Genomic DNA, 21215 nt, shown 5'->3' with positions numbered 1-21215 from the left:
ATTATATAAAAGTCAGTAATATCATTGTCTATGTTTTTTCCTTTTGCCTTCATTGAGGAAAATAATAGAATTTTAACTCATGACCGATTCAATAAAAATCAAATCATTGCTAAATAAATCCTTTGCCTTTGGCAGCAATTTTTGGATATCGGTATATATCCACACATTAGAAAAGATATGTTTAGGATAAAGTTCTGATGAAAAAGAAAATACTGGAAATATTGCCAACCTATGGGAATGAAGTTTTGGAGATTGCTACATCATTGACTATTAACAAATTTCTCTTCTACTTTTTGTCATTATAAGAGATTTTAAAGACTTATGGCCTATATTTAAGGGTTAGCCTTAAAGATAACAAATCCATCACTTAATTTTAGACTAATTCCGTCTAGTCTGTTACAATTATAGTTGAAGATTTGCATTTTGCAGAAAGAATCGAATGCTTTTGAGACACCAATTGAAATTATGGTGAAATTAAGTCAAACCTTATCCAAATGCACATAGCCCCCATCAACGAAAATTACATGACCACTGCTTATACCTGATTTGTTTGAAAGAAGAAAAAGTGTCATATCAGCCAATTCTACAGTAGTGGTCATCCTATTTTCCAATGGGATTTTAGAATTGATTTTTTGCAGTACTTTATGAGGAGAGTCATTTTTAGATATCCAATCCTTGTATTGCGGTGTCCAACATTCAGCAACTGAAACACCATAAACCGAAATTTGATATTTTTTGAGCTCTTGTGCCCAATCTTCTGTCAAGGATACTCTGGCACCATTTGCGGCAGCATACCCGGAAGTACCTCCTTGACCCGTTGAATGTATTTTTGAAACAATGTTAACTATGCTCCCCTTTGACAACTTTAGAAATGGAAGACATATTTTGGCCATTAAATAATAGTGTCCCACATTATTATCCAAAGATTTGTAAAATTGAGATATGGACCCATGTTCAAGCCCAACACCATCATTTGTACCTGCATTGTTCACTAGTGCATCTATTCGTCCTGTATCTTTTACTATATCCTTAATTGCTTTATGGCAGGATGTCTCATCGGTAAGTTCAACATTGGCAGTAATTACCTTTTCCTTCTGTAAACCTAGACCTTCGATATAACTGTTAATAGCCTCTGCATCCCTATCCAAAATGCAAGGAATTGCTCCCTCTTCCAACAAAGCATCCGTTATACCTTTCCCAATCCCAGATGCTCCTCCAGTTACGATGACCACTTTGCCCTTTAGTTCCAAGTCCATGACAATACAATTTAACCCAAATCTACAAACTCTTTAGCAGTTCGATTGGTAAACTCAACTTCCTTTTACATATATTCGCAAAATCTGGTGAACCAAAGCTCGAATATCCGTCTAACAAATGGAATCAAAAAAAGCTTCTTCCCATTTTTCTTTTAACTTATGTATAGAGAATAATCCCCTTACCATTACTGTTTGTTATTCTTCTCTAAAAAAATACCCGCTTTGATATAACTTTGATATCGGATTGCGTATAAATTCGCATTTTTCCTATTTGGTGTGTAGGTTTTCTCAAAACCGCAGCCCATTTTTTGTATAGCAACCTGTACATTTGGATGAATTTCCGCGATGGTTGCCGCTAACATGGCCGCTCCCATGGCACAAGTCTGTTCCCCTTTGTGTACCTTTATAGACAGGTCCAGGATGTCAGCCATCATTTGCATCACATAACTTGACTTTCTGGCCACTCCACCCAAAGCTATAATACCTTTCAATGGAACATTATTTTTTTTGAAATGTTCAACAATTCGTTTGGCACCAAAACAGGTACTTTCCACAAGGGCTCTATATATTCTTGCGGCATCACTTCCCAAGTTCAAGTTGAAAAGGGCTCCTTTCACATATGGATTTGCATCTGGCGTTCTTCTGCCGTTGAACCAGTCAATGGCCAATTCTGAAGTTTCCCCAAGGGGAAGTTTTGATGCGTCGTCTCCCAATTGTTCCAACAATTGACCAGCAATTTCTTCCTCTAACCTTGTCTTTATAGCATCGTCCATGGAACTGTTTCGAACTGCCTTGAAAGTTGTCGAAGTTATGAAGTCCTGGAACCATGCATACACATCTCCAAAAGCGGATTGACCCGCTTCAAAACCAATCATTCCTGGAATAATAGAACCATTTACCTGGCCACATATTCCTTTGACCAAGCCAATGCCGTCTCCTCTGGATGCAATCATCATATCACAGGTTGATGTACCCATTACCTTACTGAGGTAATAAGGTTCTATCTGTCCTCCCACAGCCCCTACATGGGCATCCAAAGCCCCTACTCCAATTAAAATATTTGTAGAAAGTCCAAGCTTATCTGCCCATTCAGAAGATAAGTTCCCAACAGACTCATCAGAATTATATGTCATTTTAAAGAGTGGGTGTTCCAAGTTTTCCATTACGGGGTCAAGAGCAGTAAAAAATTCTATTGATGGTAAACCTCCATGTTCATTAGCCCAAAGGGCCTTATGACCAGCTGCACATATCCCTCTTTTGATTTTTTTGGCATCTTTGCCTCCAGTCAACAAAAATGGAATCCAATCACAATGTTCCACCCAAGTAAAACAGGATTCCGCAACATCCTTATCAGCTCTTAGCACATACAAAAGTTTAGCCCAGAACCATTCTGATGAATATATGCCCCCTGAATATTTGAGATAATCCTGCTCAAAATTCTTCGCATGGTTATTGATTTCATCAGCTTCCCTCATACCACTATGATCTTTCCATAAAAAGAACATGGCATTTGGGTTGTGCTCAAATCCCGATCTTAATGCCAAGGGCTGCCCGGTCTCATCCACAGCAACTGGTGTAGAGCCTGTAGTGTCCACAGATATGGCCCTGATTTTTTCCGCAATTCTTACTCCCGCTTGATTTGTGACGCTAGAGATTGTATGTTCCAATCCCTCTATATAATCCAGTGGATGCTGTCTAAACTGATTTCGTGATGCATCGCAGTACAATCCTTTTTTCCATCGTGGATATTCAAATTCCGAAATGGCTATTTCCTCTCCATTATGGGCATTCACCAAAAGCGCCCTTACCGACCCAGTGCCAAAATCAACACCAATCACATAATCATCGCTCACCATAGGGTGTCTCTATTTTAGTTTGTAATTACTTTACTTTGAAGATTCTTTTGAACCCTGGAATATAGTGCCACCACAAGGAAACATACCAAGGGTACGTAGAAGGAAATGTTGATGCTTCCAAAACTATCCGAAACCATACCTTGCACACTGGTGAGCACGGCACCGCCCAAAATGGCCATGATCAATCCAGACCCACCAATTTTTGCATCATTACCTAATTTCTGCATTCCCAATCCATAAATTGTAGGGAACATGAGGGACATACATCCTGACGCCAGTACGAGTGCAATTACGCCAACCATTCCAGTGCCATAAATAACGACCAAAGTGCAAAGTACACCCAACACTGAGGCTATGAAAAGTAATCGTCTAGGAGTAACATATTTCATTAAGGCAGTAAACACAAATCTTGAGCTTGAAAACAGAATTATCGAGGCTAAATAATACACTGAGGCGTCATCCTCGTTTTTACCCAATTCCTGCATTGCGTAGCGGATGGTATACGACCATAACCCGATTTGGGCACCCATATAAAAAAATTGCGCCGTGACCGACCAACAATAATTACGATTGCCCAAGAGTCGTTTTATGGAACCTGAAATATCCAATTTCTTCACCTCATCCTTGGCCATTGGCATTTTTGTCATCTTTACCAATACCCAAATGACCAACAAAAAGAGGGCCACCCCAACATAGGTCCCCATCACAGAGGTCAGCTCCACGGATTGAATGGTTTTCAGTTCCTCTGGCGCCATGGATGCCCGTTGGTCTGCATCCAAAAGATTTAAGTTGGAAAGGATGAAAATTTTACTGAGCAAAATTCCGGTAATACTCCCAATAGGATTGAAAGATTGCGCCAAATTCAATCTTCGGGTTGCCGTTTCTTCAGGTCCCATGGAAATGATATAGGGATTGGCCGCCGTTTCAAGAATGGAAAGTCCACCTGCCAAAATAAAAAGTGCCGCCAAAAAATGACCGTACACCATGCTAATGCTTGCCGGATAAAAAAGAAGCGCGCCCATAATAAATAGCCCCAGTCCCACCAATACTCCAGTTTTATAGGAATACTTTTTAATCAAAATGGCGGCTGGCAGGGCCAACAAAAAGTAGGACCCATAAAAAGCCATTTGTATCCAGGAAGTCTGGAAATCGGTCATACTCATGATCCGTTTGAACGCTGCCAGCAGTGTATCGGTCATGTTATTGGCCAGTCCCCACAAAAAGAATAAACTGGTAATAAGAATAAAGGGCCACTTATTTCCCGGTAGGGTAACCGGAATGCCTCGGTTGGTTTCTTTTTTGCTCATTTGTACTGTTATTTCATTCCATAGATTGGACCATAATTCTCGCAAGCCCTATAATCTGACCCTTCTAAATCCATTCCCTGTGCACTCCATGCCGAAGGTCTGAAAATCCGACCATCCTCAACATTGTGCATACACACGGGAATGCGCAACATGGAAGCCAAGGTAATAAGATCATGTCCAATATGTCCATAGCTGATGGCACCGTGGTTGGATCCCCAATTGTTCATCACGGAATACACATTGGCAAATGGTCCCTTACCTGTTGTTTTGGGCACAAACCATGTAGTAGGCCAGGTGCGGTCCGTTCTTTCATCCAGAGTTTTGTGGACCTCTTCCGGTAAGTCTATGGTGTACCCTTCCGCTATTTGAAGTGCGGGACCTAAACCTTTGATCAGGTTCAGTCGGCACATGGTAATGGGCATGCCCCCTTTGGTGAGGAAGTTTGAGGAGAATCCCCCTCCCCTAAAATAGCCAAGGTTGGCCGGATACCATGTAGTGGCCTTCAAGCAGGCATCTACCTCTTTTTGGTTGATTCCCCAAAATGGTTTCATCACAGGATTTCCATCTTTACTCTGCTGTCCGGTACCATCCAAGGTTGCAGACCCTGAGTTGATCAAGTGTATGAATCCTTCCGATGCAATCCCTTCAGGCTGCCATCCGGTAACCCGTTTTACGGCACTTGGACTCCAAAAGGTTCGGACATCGGCAAAAATCTGAGCGGTATTTGTCAGCAAATAATTGAACAACATGGACACCCCGTTAAGCGCATCGTTCTCGGTCGCCACCATATAGGGCGCCCTAATCCCATTCCAATCGAATGAGGAGTTGAGAATGGCTTCTGAAAAATCGCCGTTGGGCAAGAAATCGGTCCACTGTCGTTGTCCCTGAAAACCAGATACCAACGCGTCATGTCCTTGGGACTCTTCGCCATAGCCCATTTCCTTTAATTTCGGATTTCCCTCCATCAAATCACGGATAATGAGGGTCATCTTTACCACAAATTCCCAATCACCTTCCTTTTGCTCTGGGCTACGCTGTTTTTCCTTTTCGTTGAAGTCTTGCCCTTCTGAGCAGTTCTTCTTGGTCCATTTCAGTGCTTTTTCAAATTCTTCCTTGTCATAAATTTCGTACTGAATGCGCCTAAGCACTTCCGAAGAATCCACATACTCGTTTCGCATGCCCAAGTAGTCCTGGAAAAAGTCAGGATCGATCATGGACCCCGCTATTCCCATGGAAACACTGCCGATGGCCAGGTAGCTTCGGTTTTTCATCAAAGCAACCGCCAATCCTGCTTTGGCAAAGGACAGTAGTTTACGCTGAACATCCTCCGTAATTTCACTATCATCCAAATCCTGTACGTCTTCCCCATAAATTCCGAAAGCGGGAAGTCCTTTTTGGTTATGCGCTGCCAAGGTAGCTGCCAGATACACCGCACCTGGTCGCTCGGTCCCATTAAATCCCCAAATGGCCTTTGGGAGTTGAGGGTTCATATCCATGGTCTCCGTTCCATAGCACCAACATGGGGTAACGGATAGGGACACTCCTACATTTTGGGCACTAAAAAGTTCCCCACAGTCCACCGCTTCCTTTACCCCACCAATACAGAAGTCTGGAATAATGCATTCCACAGGACTACCATCTGGATAGCTAAGCTTTTCACTGAAAAGTTTGGCGACATTTTTGGCCATGTTCATTGTGGTGGTCTCCAAAGACTCCCGAACCCCACCTAACCTTCCATCAATTATAGGTCGAATCCCTATTTTAGGATACTTGTGCTTCTTGGTCATTCTAAATATCGTTATAAAAAATTTGTAATTCTATCTATAGTGGTTCCAAACACCTCTTCTATAATTTGTCCTAGATTTTCTCTTTTCCCCGTTAAGTGAAAAACCGCATGGTCATGGGACAACGATTCATTCGGTTTGATAAACGCCGCTGGGGAGACACTCTCCAACTCATAGAATGGGCCCATTTGGGAACCATCCTCCAAGGGGCCATCGTTGTAGGCATTGACAGCGTCACCCCAAAAAGGATCCCCTTCCATATTCCACTCTTGGTTAAGATAAGTGGCATCGGAATCTACATCGAAAAGGGTTATCGTCAAAACATTATTTATGGCATCATAGCTTCCGGCCATTGGAGTGGCCCTATTTGGCGGAATCCCCAGTTTCCCTCTGGATTTGCCATCAGCTTTGAATAACAAGATACCTTTGTCATAGCCTATTCGATCTGCTGAGATTTCTCCAAAATAGTCGGTGGTTGCAACAGGTCCGGCACCGTCCTCTTTATATGGAATAAATATGGTTGTTTCCTCTGAAGGCGGGAACATGTCCAATATCCAAATGCAGGGAGCACCTGTCTCCTTGGTCCATTCATAATCACCAATATTGGTGATGGTGTTCTTTGTTTTATACCCCACCGATTTGACCCCTTTTGCCTGTACTCCGAGCAATTCTTCCATTTGTTGGGCGGTCAAAATCTTAATTTCCCGTTGCGCACGGATATTGAGCGTATGACCCGCATAGTTTTCAATTTCCATGGTTCGTTCCAAAGCCACGGAGGTCTCACTTTCCTCGGTAACATTCCAACCTTCGCTATCAATTGGGGGTGGGGTTTTCCAGTTCTCAAAGGTCATTTCGTCCCCAGGCTTAAAGAAAAGTGAAAAGGCGTTCCCTTCGGGCCCCAGCCAAAATCTACTCTCCCCGCCATAAGCGTTCATATGTGGGTTGGTCTTTCCGAAGGCATCATAGTTGATCCATCCCATGCTTCGTCCCTCATCACCAGAAACACTGGAAGTAAATACCTTGGCCTGATATTTTCCTGAGATTGCCACGGTGGCGTTTTCTGATTTCAATATGATGAGATTGGAATCCCATTTTTCAAGAAAATCCATATCATAACCGAAAGATCCTTCGATAAAAGTGTCTTCTTTGTACATAGTCTCTATTCCTGAGTCTTTATTATCCTTATTTTTACAGGATATCGCAACCAAACAAGTGATTGCCGTTAGTAAAAACTGTTGTCTTTTCAACATCATCAGTTCACTTCAAGTTCGTTTTTGGATGGAAGTGCCGGAAACTTGGCATGCGGTTCGGCCTGGTACCAATACACTACGGAGCTGATATCCGATTTTTGCTGAAGGTACCGGTGGTCACTTCTCCAACCCAAATCTTGAATGGTAATTTTCAGGTCCTTATCAAATCGAACAGGGTCCTGGATATGCCAACGGTACAATCCAAATCGTTGTTGGGAATCATAAAGTCCATCGGGTTTAATAATTTGATGCAGGCCTGCATACGGTGTGGAATAGCTTTCGTATTCCCTTTTCTTTTTGTTCTCAAAATTGTATGATCCCAAGAAATAATCCTCGGTTCCGGTTCCTGCGATGGTGGGAAACTTTTTATCCCCATCCATATAAAACTTGATTTCGCCTTCGCCCCACCAACCTCGGTTGTTTACCTGCCAAGCCATATAGGTCCCCACGTAGTGGCCTTTTCCTTTCACGCCATCAATCAAGGTGTAAAGAGCGCCTTCGGTTGGGTTGCTTCTTCTGAACTGGGCATGGAAATAGGCCGCATCATCAGGAACGTCGGTCAAGGTATAATCTATTTGGTAATACAAGTACATTTCTTCCGTACCTATATTTTCCATAGTGATTCTGCACTTTTTGCGGAAGGGCATGGGCCAATAGGTATTAAAGGCACTTCCGGGGTTAACGGTTATAGGCAAAGAATTTAGAGGCGTATATTCTCCCCATCCCATTCCAAAGAAATCACCCACAGGCACTTCAACAGAAGGTTCTTTTTCTCCATCCCAGTAAAAGCGAAGAATGGAAAAACGCCAGTTGCCGGTTGGGGTCATCCAAATATGCTGAATGGCACCTTCATCATCGATATCGGCAAGGGTAAAGGTTTCGCCAGGGGCTATTTTAACAGATGGACTGACTTTCCAGCCTTGTCCCAATTCACGGGCAGCATGGCTTCCCGTGCCATTTCCCAATTCGGCCATTCCTCCTTTACCTGGCTCCCCTGTAAAATTCTCGGGACTGATAGACCGTGTCTTTGCATCGGACAGCGTGAAAATGTTTCCCATGTTGGACCCCAATCCATTGGTGGTCTGGGCATAGGTGAATCCTAAATGGAAACAAAACAGAGCAACTAATCGCATAAGGACAAAACCTCCTCTTTTTTTCATAATGGACAAATTTTAATTAAAGTAAATCATTGCGGTACTGCGACCATCTAGCCGTCCAAATATACTATTTAAACGTTTAAATAAAAATAAAAAATGTACTATTTTCAATTATTTACAAATTAAATTGATACTTTTCTTAATTAGTCACTATTAATTGCTTGAATTGCCAATTACGAGTTGAGCGTTCAATTTTACCTTGTCCAACTTGGCATTTGGATTCTTTATATGATTCAAAAGAACGGTCACTGCCTTTTTGGCTAAATCAGATAATGGTTGTTTTACATAGGTAAGTGGGCAATAAAAGAAATGGAATACCTCACTCTCATCAAAAACAATAACGGCAATATCATCCGGAACCTGAAGTTTCAATTCATTAAGATACTTGAGTCCTATCACTCCCAAGGTATTGGTGGCAAAAAATATGGCATCCACCGGTTCGTTTCCCTTGACCAAATTATTAATGGCTTTAGGTATATTCTCTACAATCCTTTCAAAGGCAACCTCCTGTAACAAAGATTCATCATAAATACCTTTACCCAGCGCGTCCTTATGCCCCTGAATCCGTTCTTTCATGTGGTTCAACTCTGTAGAGTATGCAACCATACCTATTCGTTTATTTCCATTTTCCATCAACTTTTTTGTTGCATCAAAAGCTGCTTTATAATTGTCGATGGCCACATAGTTGGTATCAATGCTTGGAAAGTAACGGTCAATAAGTACAAATGGAATGTTTTGCTCTTTCAAGAGTTCAATCTGGCCTTCAGAGCCTTCAGTTGGCGTAATGATAAATCCATCAACCTGTCTGTTCAATAAAAACTTGATCAAATCATGGGATTTGGTTGCCTTCTCATCTGAACTTCCAAAAATGACCGTATATCCATATTTCTTTGCCTCATCTTCCACAATTCTTGCAATTTGTGCAAAAAAAGGGTTTGAGATATCGGCCACGATCAATCCTACGGTCTGACTTTTTCCACTTTGAAGGCTTTTTGCAATTTGATTGGGCCTATAATTCAGTCTTTTGGCTATATCCTTTATTCTATCTGAAACCTCTTGGCTTACACCACTGTTTTCTTGCTTTGAAAGAACATATGAAACCGTAGCAATGGAAACCCCCGCTTCCTTTGCAATATCTTTCAGGGAAGTCTTCTTCTTCATAGGCCGACGTGACTTAAACGTTTAAATTTAATTTGAATTGCAAAGTATCAATAAGAACACATGATACCAAATTTTTTTGTTTTCAATTTGTAATGGTCTTTCCCAAATTTACCCTACAAAATAGTAAAAGTTCCAAAACTGAGCCATTATTCTACTATACTCCAAACGAATAATAAAGTTTCCGTAGTTTTCAAATTAAAAATGGGTGCAAATCTTATGTTCAGTTAAACTGATTATGGATATCTCCTTCAAGCCAATTACAAAGTCTCCATGGTATTGAAGAACTAATTTTAACAAATACCTTTTCTTACCTAATGGATTTATATTTATGTTTGATTATTTAAACGTTTAAATATTTCGCGCACCATCTCAGTTCACATATGAAATGTAATATGACCCAATCAAAAATTCATACGAATGACAAATTTTTTAAACATCAAAACAAACTTTTTGGAATTATATTTCCGCAATCTCTGTGCGTTATTCCTTTTTTGTCTATTCTCAACCGTAAATGCACAGAATGAAGTACAACTATCTTCCCCAAATGGCAGTCTCCATTTTAACTTAAAAGTCAACAGAGAAGCTCCCAAATACAGCATCTCATTTAATGGCACCACACTCATTGATGAATCAAACCTCGGGCTCCAATTCCAAGAGAGTGGATATTTTATATCCCTTCTAAAGATGGGAAAACCCCAGTATAAATCAGTTGACGAGACCTATGAACTTATGGTGGGAAAGAATAAAAAGGTGAAGAATGAATACCGTGAAGTACGGATTCCACTCAATGGGAACAATATTCCAAACCAAACCATCATCCTGGCAGTAAGGGCTTTCAATGATGGTATTGCATTTCGTTACGAATTTCCTGAACAGGAAGCATGGAAATCTTATGAGCTTTTGGACGAATTGACTTCCTTCGAAATTATGGGGAATCCAACCGTTCGAACGCTTTTTTGGGATTCATATACCAATACCCATGAGGGATATTACAATAAATTACCTTATAATGCCATACCGAAAGATACATTAATGGATATGCCCTTATTGCTCGAATTTCCCCAAAAAACATTCATGGCGATAACGGAAGCCAATCTTAGGAATTATGCGGGGATGTATCTTACGAAACAGAATGGACATTTAATATGTCAGCTCTCCCCACTCCCTGATCAATCAAAAATCAAGGTAAGGGCCGATATTCCCCACCAAACACCTTGGAGGGTTATGATGATAAGCGACCAAATCGGCACATTATTGGAGTCCAACATACTCACTAACCTAAACGAGCCCTCGAAAATAAAGGATACTTCTTGGATCAAACCCGGAAAGACTACATTCCATTGGTGGAATGGGGACATTGTCCCAGACACTACATTTGCCCCAGGGGTCAATTTCGAGACCAATAAATATTACATCGACTTCTGCGCTGATAACAATATTGACTACCATGCCGTAATTGGCTATGGTGGGTTTGCTTGGTACTCCAGCAATGCATCGGGATACGGGACGGTGGGTTCTCAAACCGATGTTACAAAACCGGTTCCGAGCCTGGATATGGTACGGGTGTGTAACTACGCTAAAGAAAGAGGCGTTGGCATTCATGTTTGGGTACATTGGCAAGCGATTTATCCAAATCTGGAGAAAGCCTTTTCTAAATTTGAGGAATGGGGAATCAATGGTATGATGGTTGACTTCATGGACCGCGATGATCAAGAAATGGTGTTAATCCAAGAAGAAATTCTTCAAAAAGCTGCCGAACACAAACTTTACATTCAATTTCATGGTAGCTTTAAGCCCACTGGGCTCCATCGCACCTATCCCAATGAATTTACCCGTGAGGGGGCTCGCAACTACGAATACAACAAATGGGAGCCTGTACCCATAACCGCTGATCATGATCTGGATATCGTATTCACAAGATTACTGGCCGGGGCAACGGATTATCATCTTGGTGGGTTCCGAGCGGTGCCAAAATCAGAGTTCAAGACACAATACACCCGTCCTTTGGTAGTGGTAACCAGATGTCATATGTTGGCGATGTATGTGGTATTGGAAAGCTATTTGGCCTCGTTATGTGATTATCCGGATGCCTATCTAGGTGAGCCCGGGTTTGATTTCCTAAAGACGGTACCCACCAATTGGGATGAAACCAAAATATTGGACGCCAAAGTGGATGAATATGTTACCACGGCTAGAAGAAAGGATGATCAATGGTTTGTGGGAAGCCTTAACAACAGTAAAGCCAGAACCATCAAGGTAAATTTAGGATTTTTGGAAAAAGGAAATTATTGGGCGGAAATTTACACCGATGGAAAAGAGGCCCATCTGGACCCAAACCAACTGGATAAAGAAAAGAAGCAAGTTAATGCCAGCGACATTCTAGAGATCCAGTTGGCTGCCAGTGGTGGAATGGTCATCCGGTTGACTAAAGTCAATTGAACCTGTCTTTTTAAATAGCACATGTCACTTGTCCAAAGTATTTGGTTAATGTACTCCTTATTCACGAACGAATAGCCCTTTGGTTCAAGGATTTGACAAAAACCATGAATATGATACCAATAGCCCTGAAATCCGGCTCGACTAGATAAGCTGTAAAGATGTTTGTTCCACCAATTAAAGCAATCAATGAAAGGAGAGATGGAAGTGCTATCCCCACGGAAAACAAAACCCTATCACCATACCTCCCTTAACTCCATATTCTGCCAACTTTACAACAATTGTGTGTTTTTTCTGATATATCAATATTTTTAACAAATAATTTTTGCTAAAATGAATATATACTATTACATTTGGAAAATTACTTAAACGTTTAAACTTAAATTACTTAAACGATTAAATAAAAAGAATACCTGCTAAACAGATACTCAAACCAAGCACTATGCCGTATAGCTTTAACGCTGCTTTCATAGTAATAGATCATTTAAAATCAATAATTGACCAGCACATTAAATAACCTTCAGGATTAATCAAACTAATAATAACTTATGTAAAAATGGAAAACCTCAATTTTAAACAATGCTATAATAGGTCAATCTCATTCAATTCAAATAATCGATTGAGATTGGCTCTTATACTTTTGCTCGTATCGGTCTTCACTGTTCAAGCAAATAACTTTAAGTCCAAAAAAGGACATTCTTTTGAGAACGTCCAGTCACAAATCAGTGGAACGGTTTATGATAACAATGGATCTGTTTTGCCGGGTGCCAATATTATTGAAAAGGGTACAACCAATGGCGTGCAATCAGATTTTGATGGAAATTTCACCATTACTGTTTCGCAACCTAACGCCACACTGGTTGTATCCTACATTGGGTTTAGATCCAAGGAGGTAGCCGTCAATGGACAAACCTATCTGAACATCACCTTGGAAGAAGATACTGCGGCCCTTGATGAAGTAATTGTGATTGGGTATGGAACACAATCCAAGCGCGACCTTACTGGAGCGGTTTCCACCCTCAAAGCTGAGGGCATCGTCAGTATCCCAACCCAATCACTCCAAGATGCATTTCAAGGAAAAATAGCAGGGGTTCAAGTAACTCCCCAAAACGGACGCCCCGGTTCTCAGCCAGTAGTTCGAGTACGTGGTGTAGGCACACTTAATAATGCCTCTCCGCTGTATGTGGTTGACGGTCTTCTTTTGGATGACATTTCTTTTTTGCCTCCAGAAAATGTTCAGTCGCTACAAGTGCTCAAAGATGCTTCCGCCACTGCTATTTATGGGTCAAGAGGGGCCAACGGTGTCATCGTTGTGACCACCAAGAATGGGTCTTCCGATTCTTCGGGAATATATGCCCGATCTTATTATGGTGTACAAACGGTTGTGGATAAGATAGGTATGGCCAATGCAACCGAGTTTGCAACTTTGGCCAATGAATCTGCGACCAATGAGGGTAGAGCACCTATTTTTGCAGATCCAAGCCAATTTGGAGAAGGTTTTAATTGGGAAGATTGGCTGATTCAAGACGGAGCACCTATTCAAAGTCATTACATATCGGCCAGCGGGAGTTCCGAAAAATCCAATTACTTCGTTAGCGCAAACTATTTTAATCAAGATGGGCTAATAAGAAGGTCCGATTTTGAAAGGGTAAGCTTTAGGGTCGCCAACGAATATTTTATTTCAGACAAAGTTACAGCAGGTCAAAATCTAAATTTAACCTTTACCGACTCACAGGAGGAGGGTGAGGGTAGGGGTGTCAATAGTTTGATCAATTTAACCCTCCAGGCAGATCCTACTTTGGAACCTTATAATCCAGATGGAACCTTCACCAATACATCCATTAATGGGGGCACGGTAAATCCTGCTGCTTCAGTGGCATTCAACAATAATGAAAACAAAAGTTTTAGGGCTACGGGAAACGCCTATCTGAAGTTCGATTTTTTAAAGAACTTCAATTTCAAGACCAGCTTAGGGATTGACTATTTTAGAGGAGAGCGAAAGTTCTTTATCCCTGCCCATTTCGTAACCCCGATACAGATGTTGCAGGATAGCCGGCTTACGGTATCAAGGGGGCAACATAACAATTGGTTGAACGAGAACCTTCTCCAATACAAGAATTCAATAGGTGAGCATAACTTTGATCTGTTGGCGGGAATAACATTTCAAGAATTTACTTCAGAAAACTTATCTGGTACACGTTTGAACCTTCCCGCGTCCCAATTGAATCCATCTCCAGATTTACTCTATCTCAATGCCGGAGAAACCGAAGGACAGACCAACTCCAATGATTCATTCTCCTGGGGCATATTGTCCTATCTGGCACGTGCCAATTATCGCTATAAGGACCGCTACCTGTTTACAGCAACCTTTAGGCGAGATGGTTCCTCAAGATTCTCCAGTAAGAATAGATGGGGCAATTTTCCATCTGTGGCAGGTGGATGGGTAATTTCCAACGAGCCCTTCATGAAAACCGATGCCATTAGCTATTTAAAGCTAAGGGGGAGCTGGGGCATTATTGGAAATGATAAAATAGATACGGGAGCCGCCTTCCCAACTGTGGCCTCTAACTTGAATGCGGTCTTTGGGCAAAACCAATCAATTTATCCCGGTGCCGCTTTGGTGGAGCTTGCCAATGAAGAATTAAAATGGGAAGAAACCGAACAAGTTGACGTAGGTTTGGAATTTGGATTCTTCAATAATCACCTGAGTGCAGAGGTCGACTGGTATCGGAGAGAAACGAGCGATATCCTGGTCAGGGTCCCAATTCCAAACTCTGTTGGCGTACCGATTGCTCCTGTGGTAAATGCAGCTGCGGTTGTCAACAAAGGGTTTGAATTCAATCTTAATTGGAACAGTGATACTCCAGAGTTCAAGTATAACATTGGATTGAACTTAACCACGGTGGACAATGAAGTCCTTTCCCTGGGAGGTGGATTGGAAGAGATTTTCGCCGGTGGCGTTCGTAATATAGGTTCATCCACGCGAACCATAGTGGGTCAGGAAATAGGTGCCTTTTATGGTTGGAAGCAAGAAGGAATCTTTCAAGACCAAGAGGAGATCAACTCATCGGCCATTAGGGGAGGTGAGCAACCAGGCGACATAAAAATTGTCGACATAAATGAAGATGGGATAATCAATGATGATGATAAAACAACTCTAGGATCACCCATACCGGACATCTATTATGGTTTGAATTTCTCGGCTAACTTTAAAAATTTTGACTTTTCGTTGAACATTGACGGCCAAGCGGGAAACAAAGTATTGTACTCAAGAACGGCCGAAAGAGGGTTTGCAATATTCAACTATGAAAAATTCTTTTTAGATCGATGGACAGGTCCTGGAACCTCTAATACCGAACCTAGAATAACTGAGGCAGGACACAACTACGCCGTGTTGGATAGATTTCTTGAAGACGGTGACTTTGTTAGGCTACGAAATATTCAAATAGGATATACCCTTCCTCTGGAATCATCTGTTTTTAATAGAATAAGATTCTATGTAAGTGCCACGAACCTTTTAACCATTACAGATTATCCCGGATACACCCCCCAAATTGGTGGTGAATCAGTGATTGCAAATGGCATTGACAATGGAACATATCCTGTGGGATCTGTAAGTACACTCGGAGTTGAAATTAGTTTCTAAAAATCATAAAAAATGCAACGAAAAACTTTATTTATAAATCAGTTCTACATTGTGCTGATCACAATGACTACTATACTCGCTGTAGGATGTACCAAGGATTTACTTGAAAAACCTCCACGTGGCGAACGTACACTATCCAATTTTTTCCTTACAGAAGATGATGCCGTGCAAGCTACAAATGCAACTTATGAACAAATGGTGAATTTTGATCGCTCTGATGGCTTTTGGAGCAGTGTGCACTACATCTGGTACCTAGGGATGACGGATATCGCCTCTGATGATTCAAATAAGGGAACCGAACCAACCGACGGTACCGATGTTGGGAGAATAGACGATTTGATCTATGACCCTGCGGAAGGTGTTTTCAATGGACTATGGGAATGGTATTATCAAATTATTTATCGTGCCAACTCAGCCATAGAAAATATCCCCAACATTGAAATGGATGAAGGGTTGAAGACCCGATTAATTGGGGAAAACAAATTTATTCGAGCCTATTCGTACTTTTTTCTTGTTCGGTCTTACGGAGGTGTGCCATTGATCACCGCACCTTCTGCCATTGGGGAATTTGAACAACCTCGAGCAGAGGTGTCAACTGTATATGACCAGATTGAAAGTGATCTCAATGACGCTATTGCGGTACTCCCCCTAAAATCAGAATATGATTTAAACGATTTGGGCAGGGCTACAAAAGGAGCTGCACAGGGTTTGCTAGCCAAGGTTCATATGTTCCAAAATGAGTATCAGGAAGCAGAAAATCTTGCATTGGAGGTAATTAATTCTGGTGAATATTCGCTAACACCTGATTACAGCCAAATCTTTGTTCCAGAAGGAGAAAACAACGTTGAATCAATCTTTGAAATACAGGCATTGGCTGCAAGTGATTTTTCGGGAGGAACAACTTTCAGTAACCCGCAAGGTGTTCGTGGTGGCCTTAATTTGGGATGGGGGTTTAACAGTTCGGAAAGAGATCTTTTAGACAGTTATGAGCCCGGAGACGACCGCATGCAATCAACCGTTCTCTTTGTCCATGAGACCACACCTTACGGACCAGCTGCGGCCGTAACCGACAATCCTTTTATGATTGATGAACGATACAATCAAAAAGCGTTCACACCACTAGAAAATACAGGGGGAAACCTTAATAGTGGCACTAACATCCGTAGACTTCGGTATTCTGATATTTTGTTGACCGCGGCTGAGGCGGCCTTTCAGAATGGAAAGATTGCTGATGCACAGATGTATGTCAATATGGTGAGGGCTCGAGCAAGAAACGGTCAATTGGCAACTTTAGGGGTCATTCCGGAAGCATTGGATGAAGTGGTGGCCAATGCTGTTGGAATGCCGGAAATTACCGGAAGTCCTTTTGTGAGATATGTCGGCCCCTCAGGTCCTTCTTTTGACGCGGGGATACAGCCCATTGAATGGGAACTTGTAGAATCCAACACTATACTTTTGATAAACAACCTGGATGTGATCAGATCAATCGATGGTGTGTCCGTTTCAACGATGTCCGAATTCAGGACTCAAATGAAATCCTTATCCCCCGGGGCATCCGTTCCCGTAGTGGTGGATAGAATCACCGAATCATATAACGGTGGCTCAAAAACCACAAACGTACAGACCTTGAACCTTTCCATTACCACTGCGGAATTACTGCCGGATATAACTTCTTCCGGCCAACAATTGTTGGAGGACATATGGCATGAAAGACGTGTGGAATTGGCCATGGAACAGCATCGCCTGTTCGATATAAGGAGACAAGGTCGTGTTGGTGCTCTATTAAAGGCACAAGGAAAGAATTTTATAGATGGGCAACATGAACTTTTTCCCATTCCTAGAAATGAACTTAATTTGAACCCCTTGTTAGAGCAGAATCCGGGCTACAACTAAAATTCCTCCTATGTTTGAAGTAAGTTTAGGAACAATTGTTTGTTAGTTAGTAATCAAGATATGGTCTTCCAACATATACTAGACCTCATATTTATGAGGTCTAGTTATATTTAGTTTATAGATAAGATAAAACATGGAATTATGGATTTAACTAATTCATATGTGCTCAAAATCTCTGGAAATGCAATGGTTGCCTCATAATTCCAAATTTCCCATTAACCATGAGCTTAGATAGGTGCCTTATGTTGTCTTATTTCAAATTAACAAAAACCAAAAACTGTATTAAAAATACATATCGATGGTTTTTACCATTGTTTTTTGTTGCTCTAGGTTGCACCGACAACAAAGGTATTTTAACCAAAGAGGGGACCTCAGGATTTCAATTACTGTCCCACCAAGAAACGGGAATTACATTTAACAATCAAATCAAGGAAACACAGCAAAGAAACCATCTGTTCTATAGTCAAATCTACAATGGAGCTGGCGTGGCCATTGGAGATATCAACAATGATGGTTTACCCGATGTCTTTTTCTCGGGCAATATGGTCAACGATCAACTATACCTAAACGAAGGCAACTTCAAGTTTAAGAATATCACGCAAACAGCAGGAATCGCATCAAGCCCTGGTTGGTCCATGGGAGTAACGATGGCCGATGTAAATTCCGACGGCTATCTTGATATTTATGTTAGTAGAAATGGGGATTCCATGAATCCGGATGACCGGGTAAATCTGCTATATATAAATAATAAAGATTACACCTTTACCGAATCCGCACAACTTTATGGATTGGCCGATAAGGGTTTCTCGACCCAAGCGGTTTTCTTTGATATGGATAATGATGGCGACCTTGATATGTACCAGGTAAACCAGCCTCCCGACCCTAGATTGTTTTTACGTTATAAAATCCCTAGATCAAGAGCAATATATCACCGGGACAAGTTATATAGAAATGATGGTGGGAAGTATACTGAAATTTCCCGGAAAGCTGCCCTATCGCAATCATTGGCCCATGGTCTTGGTGTCACAGCAAGTGATTTCAACAATGATGGATGGACGGACCTATACGTGAGCAACGACTACGATGAGCCGGATTTTATGTACTACAATAATGGGGATGGAACTTTCAGCAATGTGATTGACCAGAAATTAAAGCACATTTCGAGGTTCAGCATGGGCGTGGATGCCGGCGATGTGAACAACGATGGTCATACCGATCTCATCACCTTGGATATGGCCGCTGAAGATCATTATAGATCAAAGACCAATATGGGCTCTATGAACCCAAAAGAATTCTTCCAGCTTGTGGAATGGGGCAAACATCGGCAATACATGTTCAATACCTTACAGATAAATTCCGGCGAGGGAAATTTCTACGATGTTGGAAATCTAGCCGGAATAGCTAAGACTGATTGGAGTTGGTCGGGACTGCTTGTTGACCTTGATAATGATGGTCTTAGGGACATTGTGATCTCTAATGGAATAAAAAAAGACATCCGGAACAATGACTTTTTAAACAAAGTCGCCAAAAAAATCAAAAAGGGATCTCTAAATCTTTTGGAAGAAAGCAAGGATGCCCCCTCCGTTCCCCTTCCCAATTACATTTATAAAAACAAGGGGGATTTTCGATTCAAAAAAGAGTCAAAAGAATGGGGGTTCGATCAACCTGGGTTTACCACAGGAATCGCTTATGGTGATCTGGACAACGATGGCGATATGGATATAATCACCAACAACATTGATGCCCCTGCATTTGTATACAGAAACACAACGGGTGGAAATTTCTTAAAGCTGTACTTTGAGGGACCGAGAAACAATTTGTTCGGCTATGGTGTCAAGGCATTCCTCTACTATAATGACCAATTCCAAATTGCCGAGAATTTCGTTTCAAGGGGTTATCTGTCCTCCATGGAGCCTGGTATCCTATTTGGCTTGGGGAAAGAAAAGAAAATTGAAAGATTAGAGGTTCTATGGCCAGATGGCAAACGCAATATCATTGAAGATCCAACACCCAACACCTCTCTTTTAATACGGTATGAACTTGCTAAAACCAACGAAAGAAAGGAAAGAGCGAATACCAAAATGTTCTGTGGGATGGACCCTTCCTCCATTGGTCTAAAGTTCAGTCATAAGGAGAATGAGTACGACGACTTTCAGGAAGAGACACTTTTACCGCATCGGTTATCCGAGAACGGCCCTTTTTCTGCCGTTGCCGACATAAATGGCGATGGTCTGGAAGATGTTTTCATAGGTGGTGCCAGTGGACAATCAGGAAGGTTGTTCGTACAGCAAGAAAACGGCTCCTTTATACCGAATCCCTCACAGCCATGGGAAATGGAGAAGAAATCCGAAGACCTTGGGTGTATTTTCTTGGATGTCGATAACGATGACGATATGGATCTTTTCGTCGCTAGTGGTGGGAATGAGTTCAGTCAAGGTTCCAAATTATTGGAAGACAGAGTGTATATCAATAATGGTGTGGGCGAATTTCATCGTGACAGGGATATACTTCCCAAAAAATATGAAAGCAGTCAATGTGTAAGGACATCTGATATTGACAAAGACGGCGATTTAGACCTGTTGGTGGGCACCCGTCTTATACCAGGTAGATATCCCTATCCGGCCAGTAGCTTCCTTTATATAAATGATGGTGGCAAATATGTGGACAAAACCATGGAGATTGCACCTGACCTGACCAATATAGGCCTGGTCTCTGACGCCACTTTTTCTGATATTGATAACGATGGGGATATGGACATTCTACTGGTAGGTGAGTGGATGAACATCACGCTTCTGGAAAACAGCAATGGACACTTTGAAGACAATTCTGAAAAATGGGGGCTACAAAGTACAAAAGGGATATGGTGGTCCATTACCCCGGTGGATATCGACAACGATGGGGATGAAGACTATGTGGTCGGCAATCTTGGACTGAACAATAAATTTAAACCCACCAAAGACCACCCCTTGAGGATATATGCCAACGATTTTGACAAAAATGGCACCAATGACATTGTATTGGCCAAAGAATACAAAGACTCCTATGTACCCTTGAGGGGACGCGAATGCATGAGTAACCAAATGCCCTATGTGGCTGACAAGTTCAAGGATTATCATACTTATGCCTCGTCAAAGCTTACCGACATATTGCCCACAGGAAGAATTGAGAACACAGTGACCCATGAAATAAAAAGTTTGGAGAGCATTATTTTGATAAACTCTGGGGGCAAATTGATTCAAAAGCCATTGCCCACAGAGGCCCAAGTATTCCCAATCAAATCGTCCCTATTCGGCGATTTCAACGAAGATGGGCATATGGATATTCTAGTTGTGGGGAATCACTATGGAGTAGAAGTGGAAACCATTAGATATGATTCTGGAGTGGGCTGTTTATTATTGGGCGATGGTTCTTCCAATTTAATCCCAATACCAGCTACAAAATCAGGAATCAATATACCTAAGGACAGCAG

11 protein-coding genes are annotated in these 21215 nt (G+C 41.6%); 4 read left to right on the top strand and 7 right to left on the bottom strand.

What is annotated here, in order from left to right; all coding sequences use genetic code 11:
* Positions 1–479 precede the first annotated feature (479 nt).
* The 7 genes from A7D14_RS18205 to A7D14_RS18175 all read right to left on the bottom strand — a co-directional run bounded on the left by A7D14_RS18205 (position 480) and on the right by A7D14_RS18175 (position 9771).
* Entirely contained in the window at positions 480–1256 is a 777-nt protein-coding gene (locus A7D14_RS18205) for an SDR family oxidoreductase (RefSeq protein ID WP_067037687.1), read from the bottom strand.
* 185 nt (positions 1257–1441) lie between these two features.
* Positions 1442–3112, bottom strand: coding sequence for a ribulokinase (locus A7D14_RS18200; protein ID WP_067037685.1), 1671 nt, complete (start codon positions 3110–3112; stop codon positions 1442–1444).
* Between the two features lie 14 nt (positions 3113–3126).
* On the bottom strand, positions 3127–4419 hold the full coding sequence (fucP, locus tag A7D14_RS18195) for an L-fucose:H+ symporter permease (protein ID WP_067037683.1): 1293 nt from the start codon (positions 4417–4419) through the stop codon (positions 3127–3129).
* A gap of 8 nt (positions 4420–4427) precedes the next feature.
* Positions 4428–6206, bottom strand: a complete 1779-nt coding sequence (locus tag A7D14_RS18190) for an L-fucose isomerase (protein ID WP_067037681.1) — start codon at positions 6204–6206, stop codon at positions 4428–4430.
* An 11-nt stretch (positions 6207–6217) separates the two neighbouring features.
* Positions 6218–7357, bottom strand: coding sequence for a DUF6786 family protein (locus tag A7D14_RS18185; RefSeq protein ID WP_218058559.1), 1140 nt, complete (start codon positions 7355–7357; stop codon positions 6218–6220).
* A 98-nt stretch (positions 7358–7455) separates the two neighbouring features.
* Entirely contained in the window at positions 7456–8613 is a 1158-nt protein-coding gene (locus A7D14_RS18180; protein WP_218058558.1) for a glycoside hydrolase family 172 protein, read from the bottom strand.
* A 150-nt stretch (positions 8614–8763) separates the two neighbouring features.
* The gene (locus A7D14_RS18175) at positions 8764–9771 is read right to left on the bottom strand and encodes a LacI family DNA-binding transcriptional regulator (RefSeq protein WP_067037677.1); all 1008 of its coding nucleotides are present in this window, start codon (positions 9769–9771) and stop codon (positions 8764–8766) included.
* A 417-nt stretch (positions 9772–10188) separates the two neighbouring features.
* Between A7D14_RS18175 and A7D14_RS18170 the strand changes: the two genes are divergently transcribed.
* The 4 genes from A7D14_RS18170 to A7D14_RS18155 all read left to right on the top strand — a co-directional run.
* Positions 10189–12210 carry a glycoside hydrolase family 97 protein gene (locus A7D14_RS18170; protein ID WP_067037675.1) on the top strand — a complete coding sequence of 674 codons (2022 nt, stop codon included), beginning with the start codon at positions 10189–10191 and terminating at the stop codon, positions 12208–12210.
* Positions 12211–12832: 622 nt separating this feature from the next.
* A complete protein-coding gene (locus tag A7D14_RS18165) occupies positions 12833–15853 on the top strand; it encodes a TonB-dependent receptor (RefSeq protein ID WP_176712449.1) in 3021 nt (1006 codons plus the stop codon).
* Between the two features lie 12 nt (positions 15854–15865).
* Positions 15866–17746, top strand: a complete 1881-nt coding sequence (locus A7D14_RS18160) for a RagB/SusD family nutrient uptake outer membrane protein (RefSeq protein WP_083158163.1) — start codon at positions 15866–15868, stop codon at positions 17744–17746.
* A gap of 221 nt (positions 17747–17967) precedes the next feature.
* The coding region (locus A7D14_RS18155; RefSeq protein ID WP_141673443.1) for a VCBS repeat-containing protein at positions 17968–21215 on the top strand (3248 nt) is incomplete at its 3' end.

Source organism: Allomuricauda sp. CP2A (assembly GCF_001683915.1).
Taxonomy (GTDB): Bacteria; Bacteroidota; Bacteroidia; order Flavobacteriales; family Flavobacteriaceae; genus Flagellimonas.
The sequence above is the reverse complement of the archived record's forward strand: the minus strand, read 5'-3'. Positions and strand labels throughout refer to the sequence as shown.

Excerpts from the sequence above, each read along its gene's own strand:
- A7D14_RS18185 (WP_218058559.1), bottom strand. The coding sequence starts at position 7,357 with ATGTACAAAGAAGACACTTTTATCGAAGGATCTTTCGGTTATGATATG.
- A7D14_RS18180 (WP_218058558.1), bottom strand. The coding sequence starts at position 8,613 with ATGAAAAAAAGAGGAGGTTTTGTCCTTATGCGATTAGTTGCTCTGTTT.
- A7D14_RS18200 (WP_067037685.1), bottom strand. The coding sequence starts at position 3,112 with ATGGTGAGCGATGATTATGTGATTGGTGTTGATTTTGGCACTGGGTCG.
- A7D14_RS18205 (WP_067037687.1), bottom strand. The coding sequence starts at position 1,256 with ATGGACTTGGAACTAAAGGGCAAAGTGGTCATCGTAACTGGAGGAGCA.
- A7D14_RS18175 (WP_067037677.1), bottom strand. The coding sequence starts at position 9,771 with ATGAAGAAGAAGACTTCCCTGAAAGATATTGCAAAGGAAGCGGGGGTT.
- A7D14_RS18160 (WP_083158163.1), top strand. The coding sequence starts at position 15,866 with ATGCAACGAAAAACTTTATTTATAAATCAGTTCTACATTGTGCTGATC.
- fucP (WP_067037683.1), bottom strand. The coding sequence starts at position 4,419 with ATGAGCAAAAAAGAAACCAACCGAGGCATTCCGGTTACCCTACCGGGA.
- A7D14_RS18190 (WP_067037681.1), bottom strand. The coding sequence starts at position 6,206 with ATGACCAAGAAGCACAAGTATCCTAAAATAGGGATTCGACCTATAATT.
- A7D14_RS18170 (WP_067037675.1), top strand. The coding sequence starts at position 10,189 with ATGACAAATTTTTTAAACATCAAAACAAACTTTTTGGAATTATATTTC.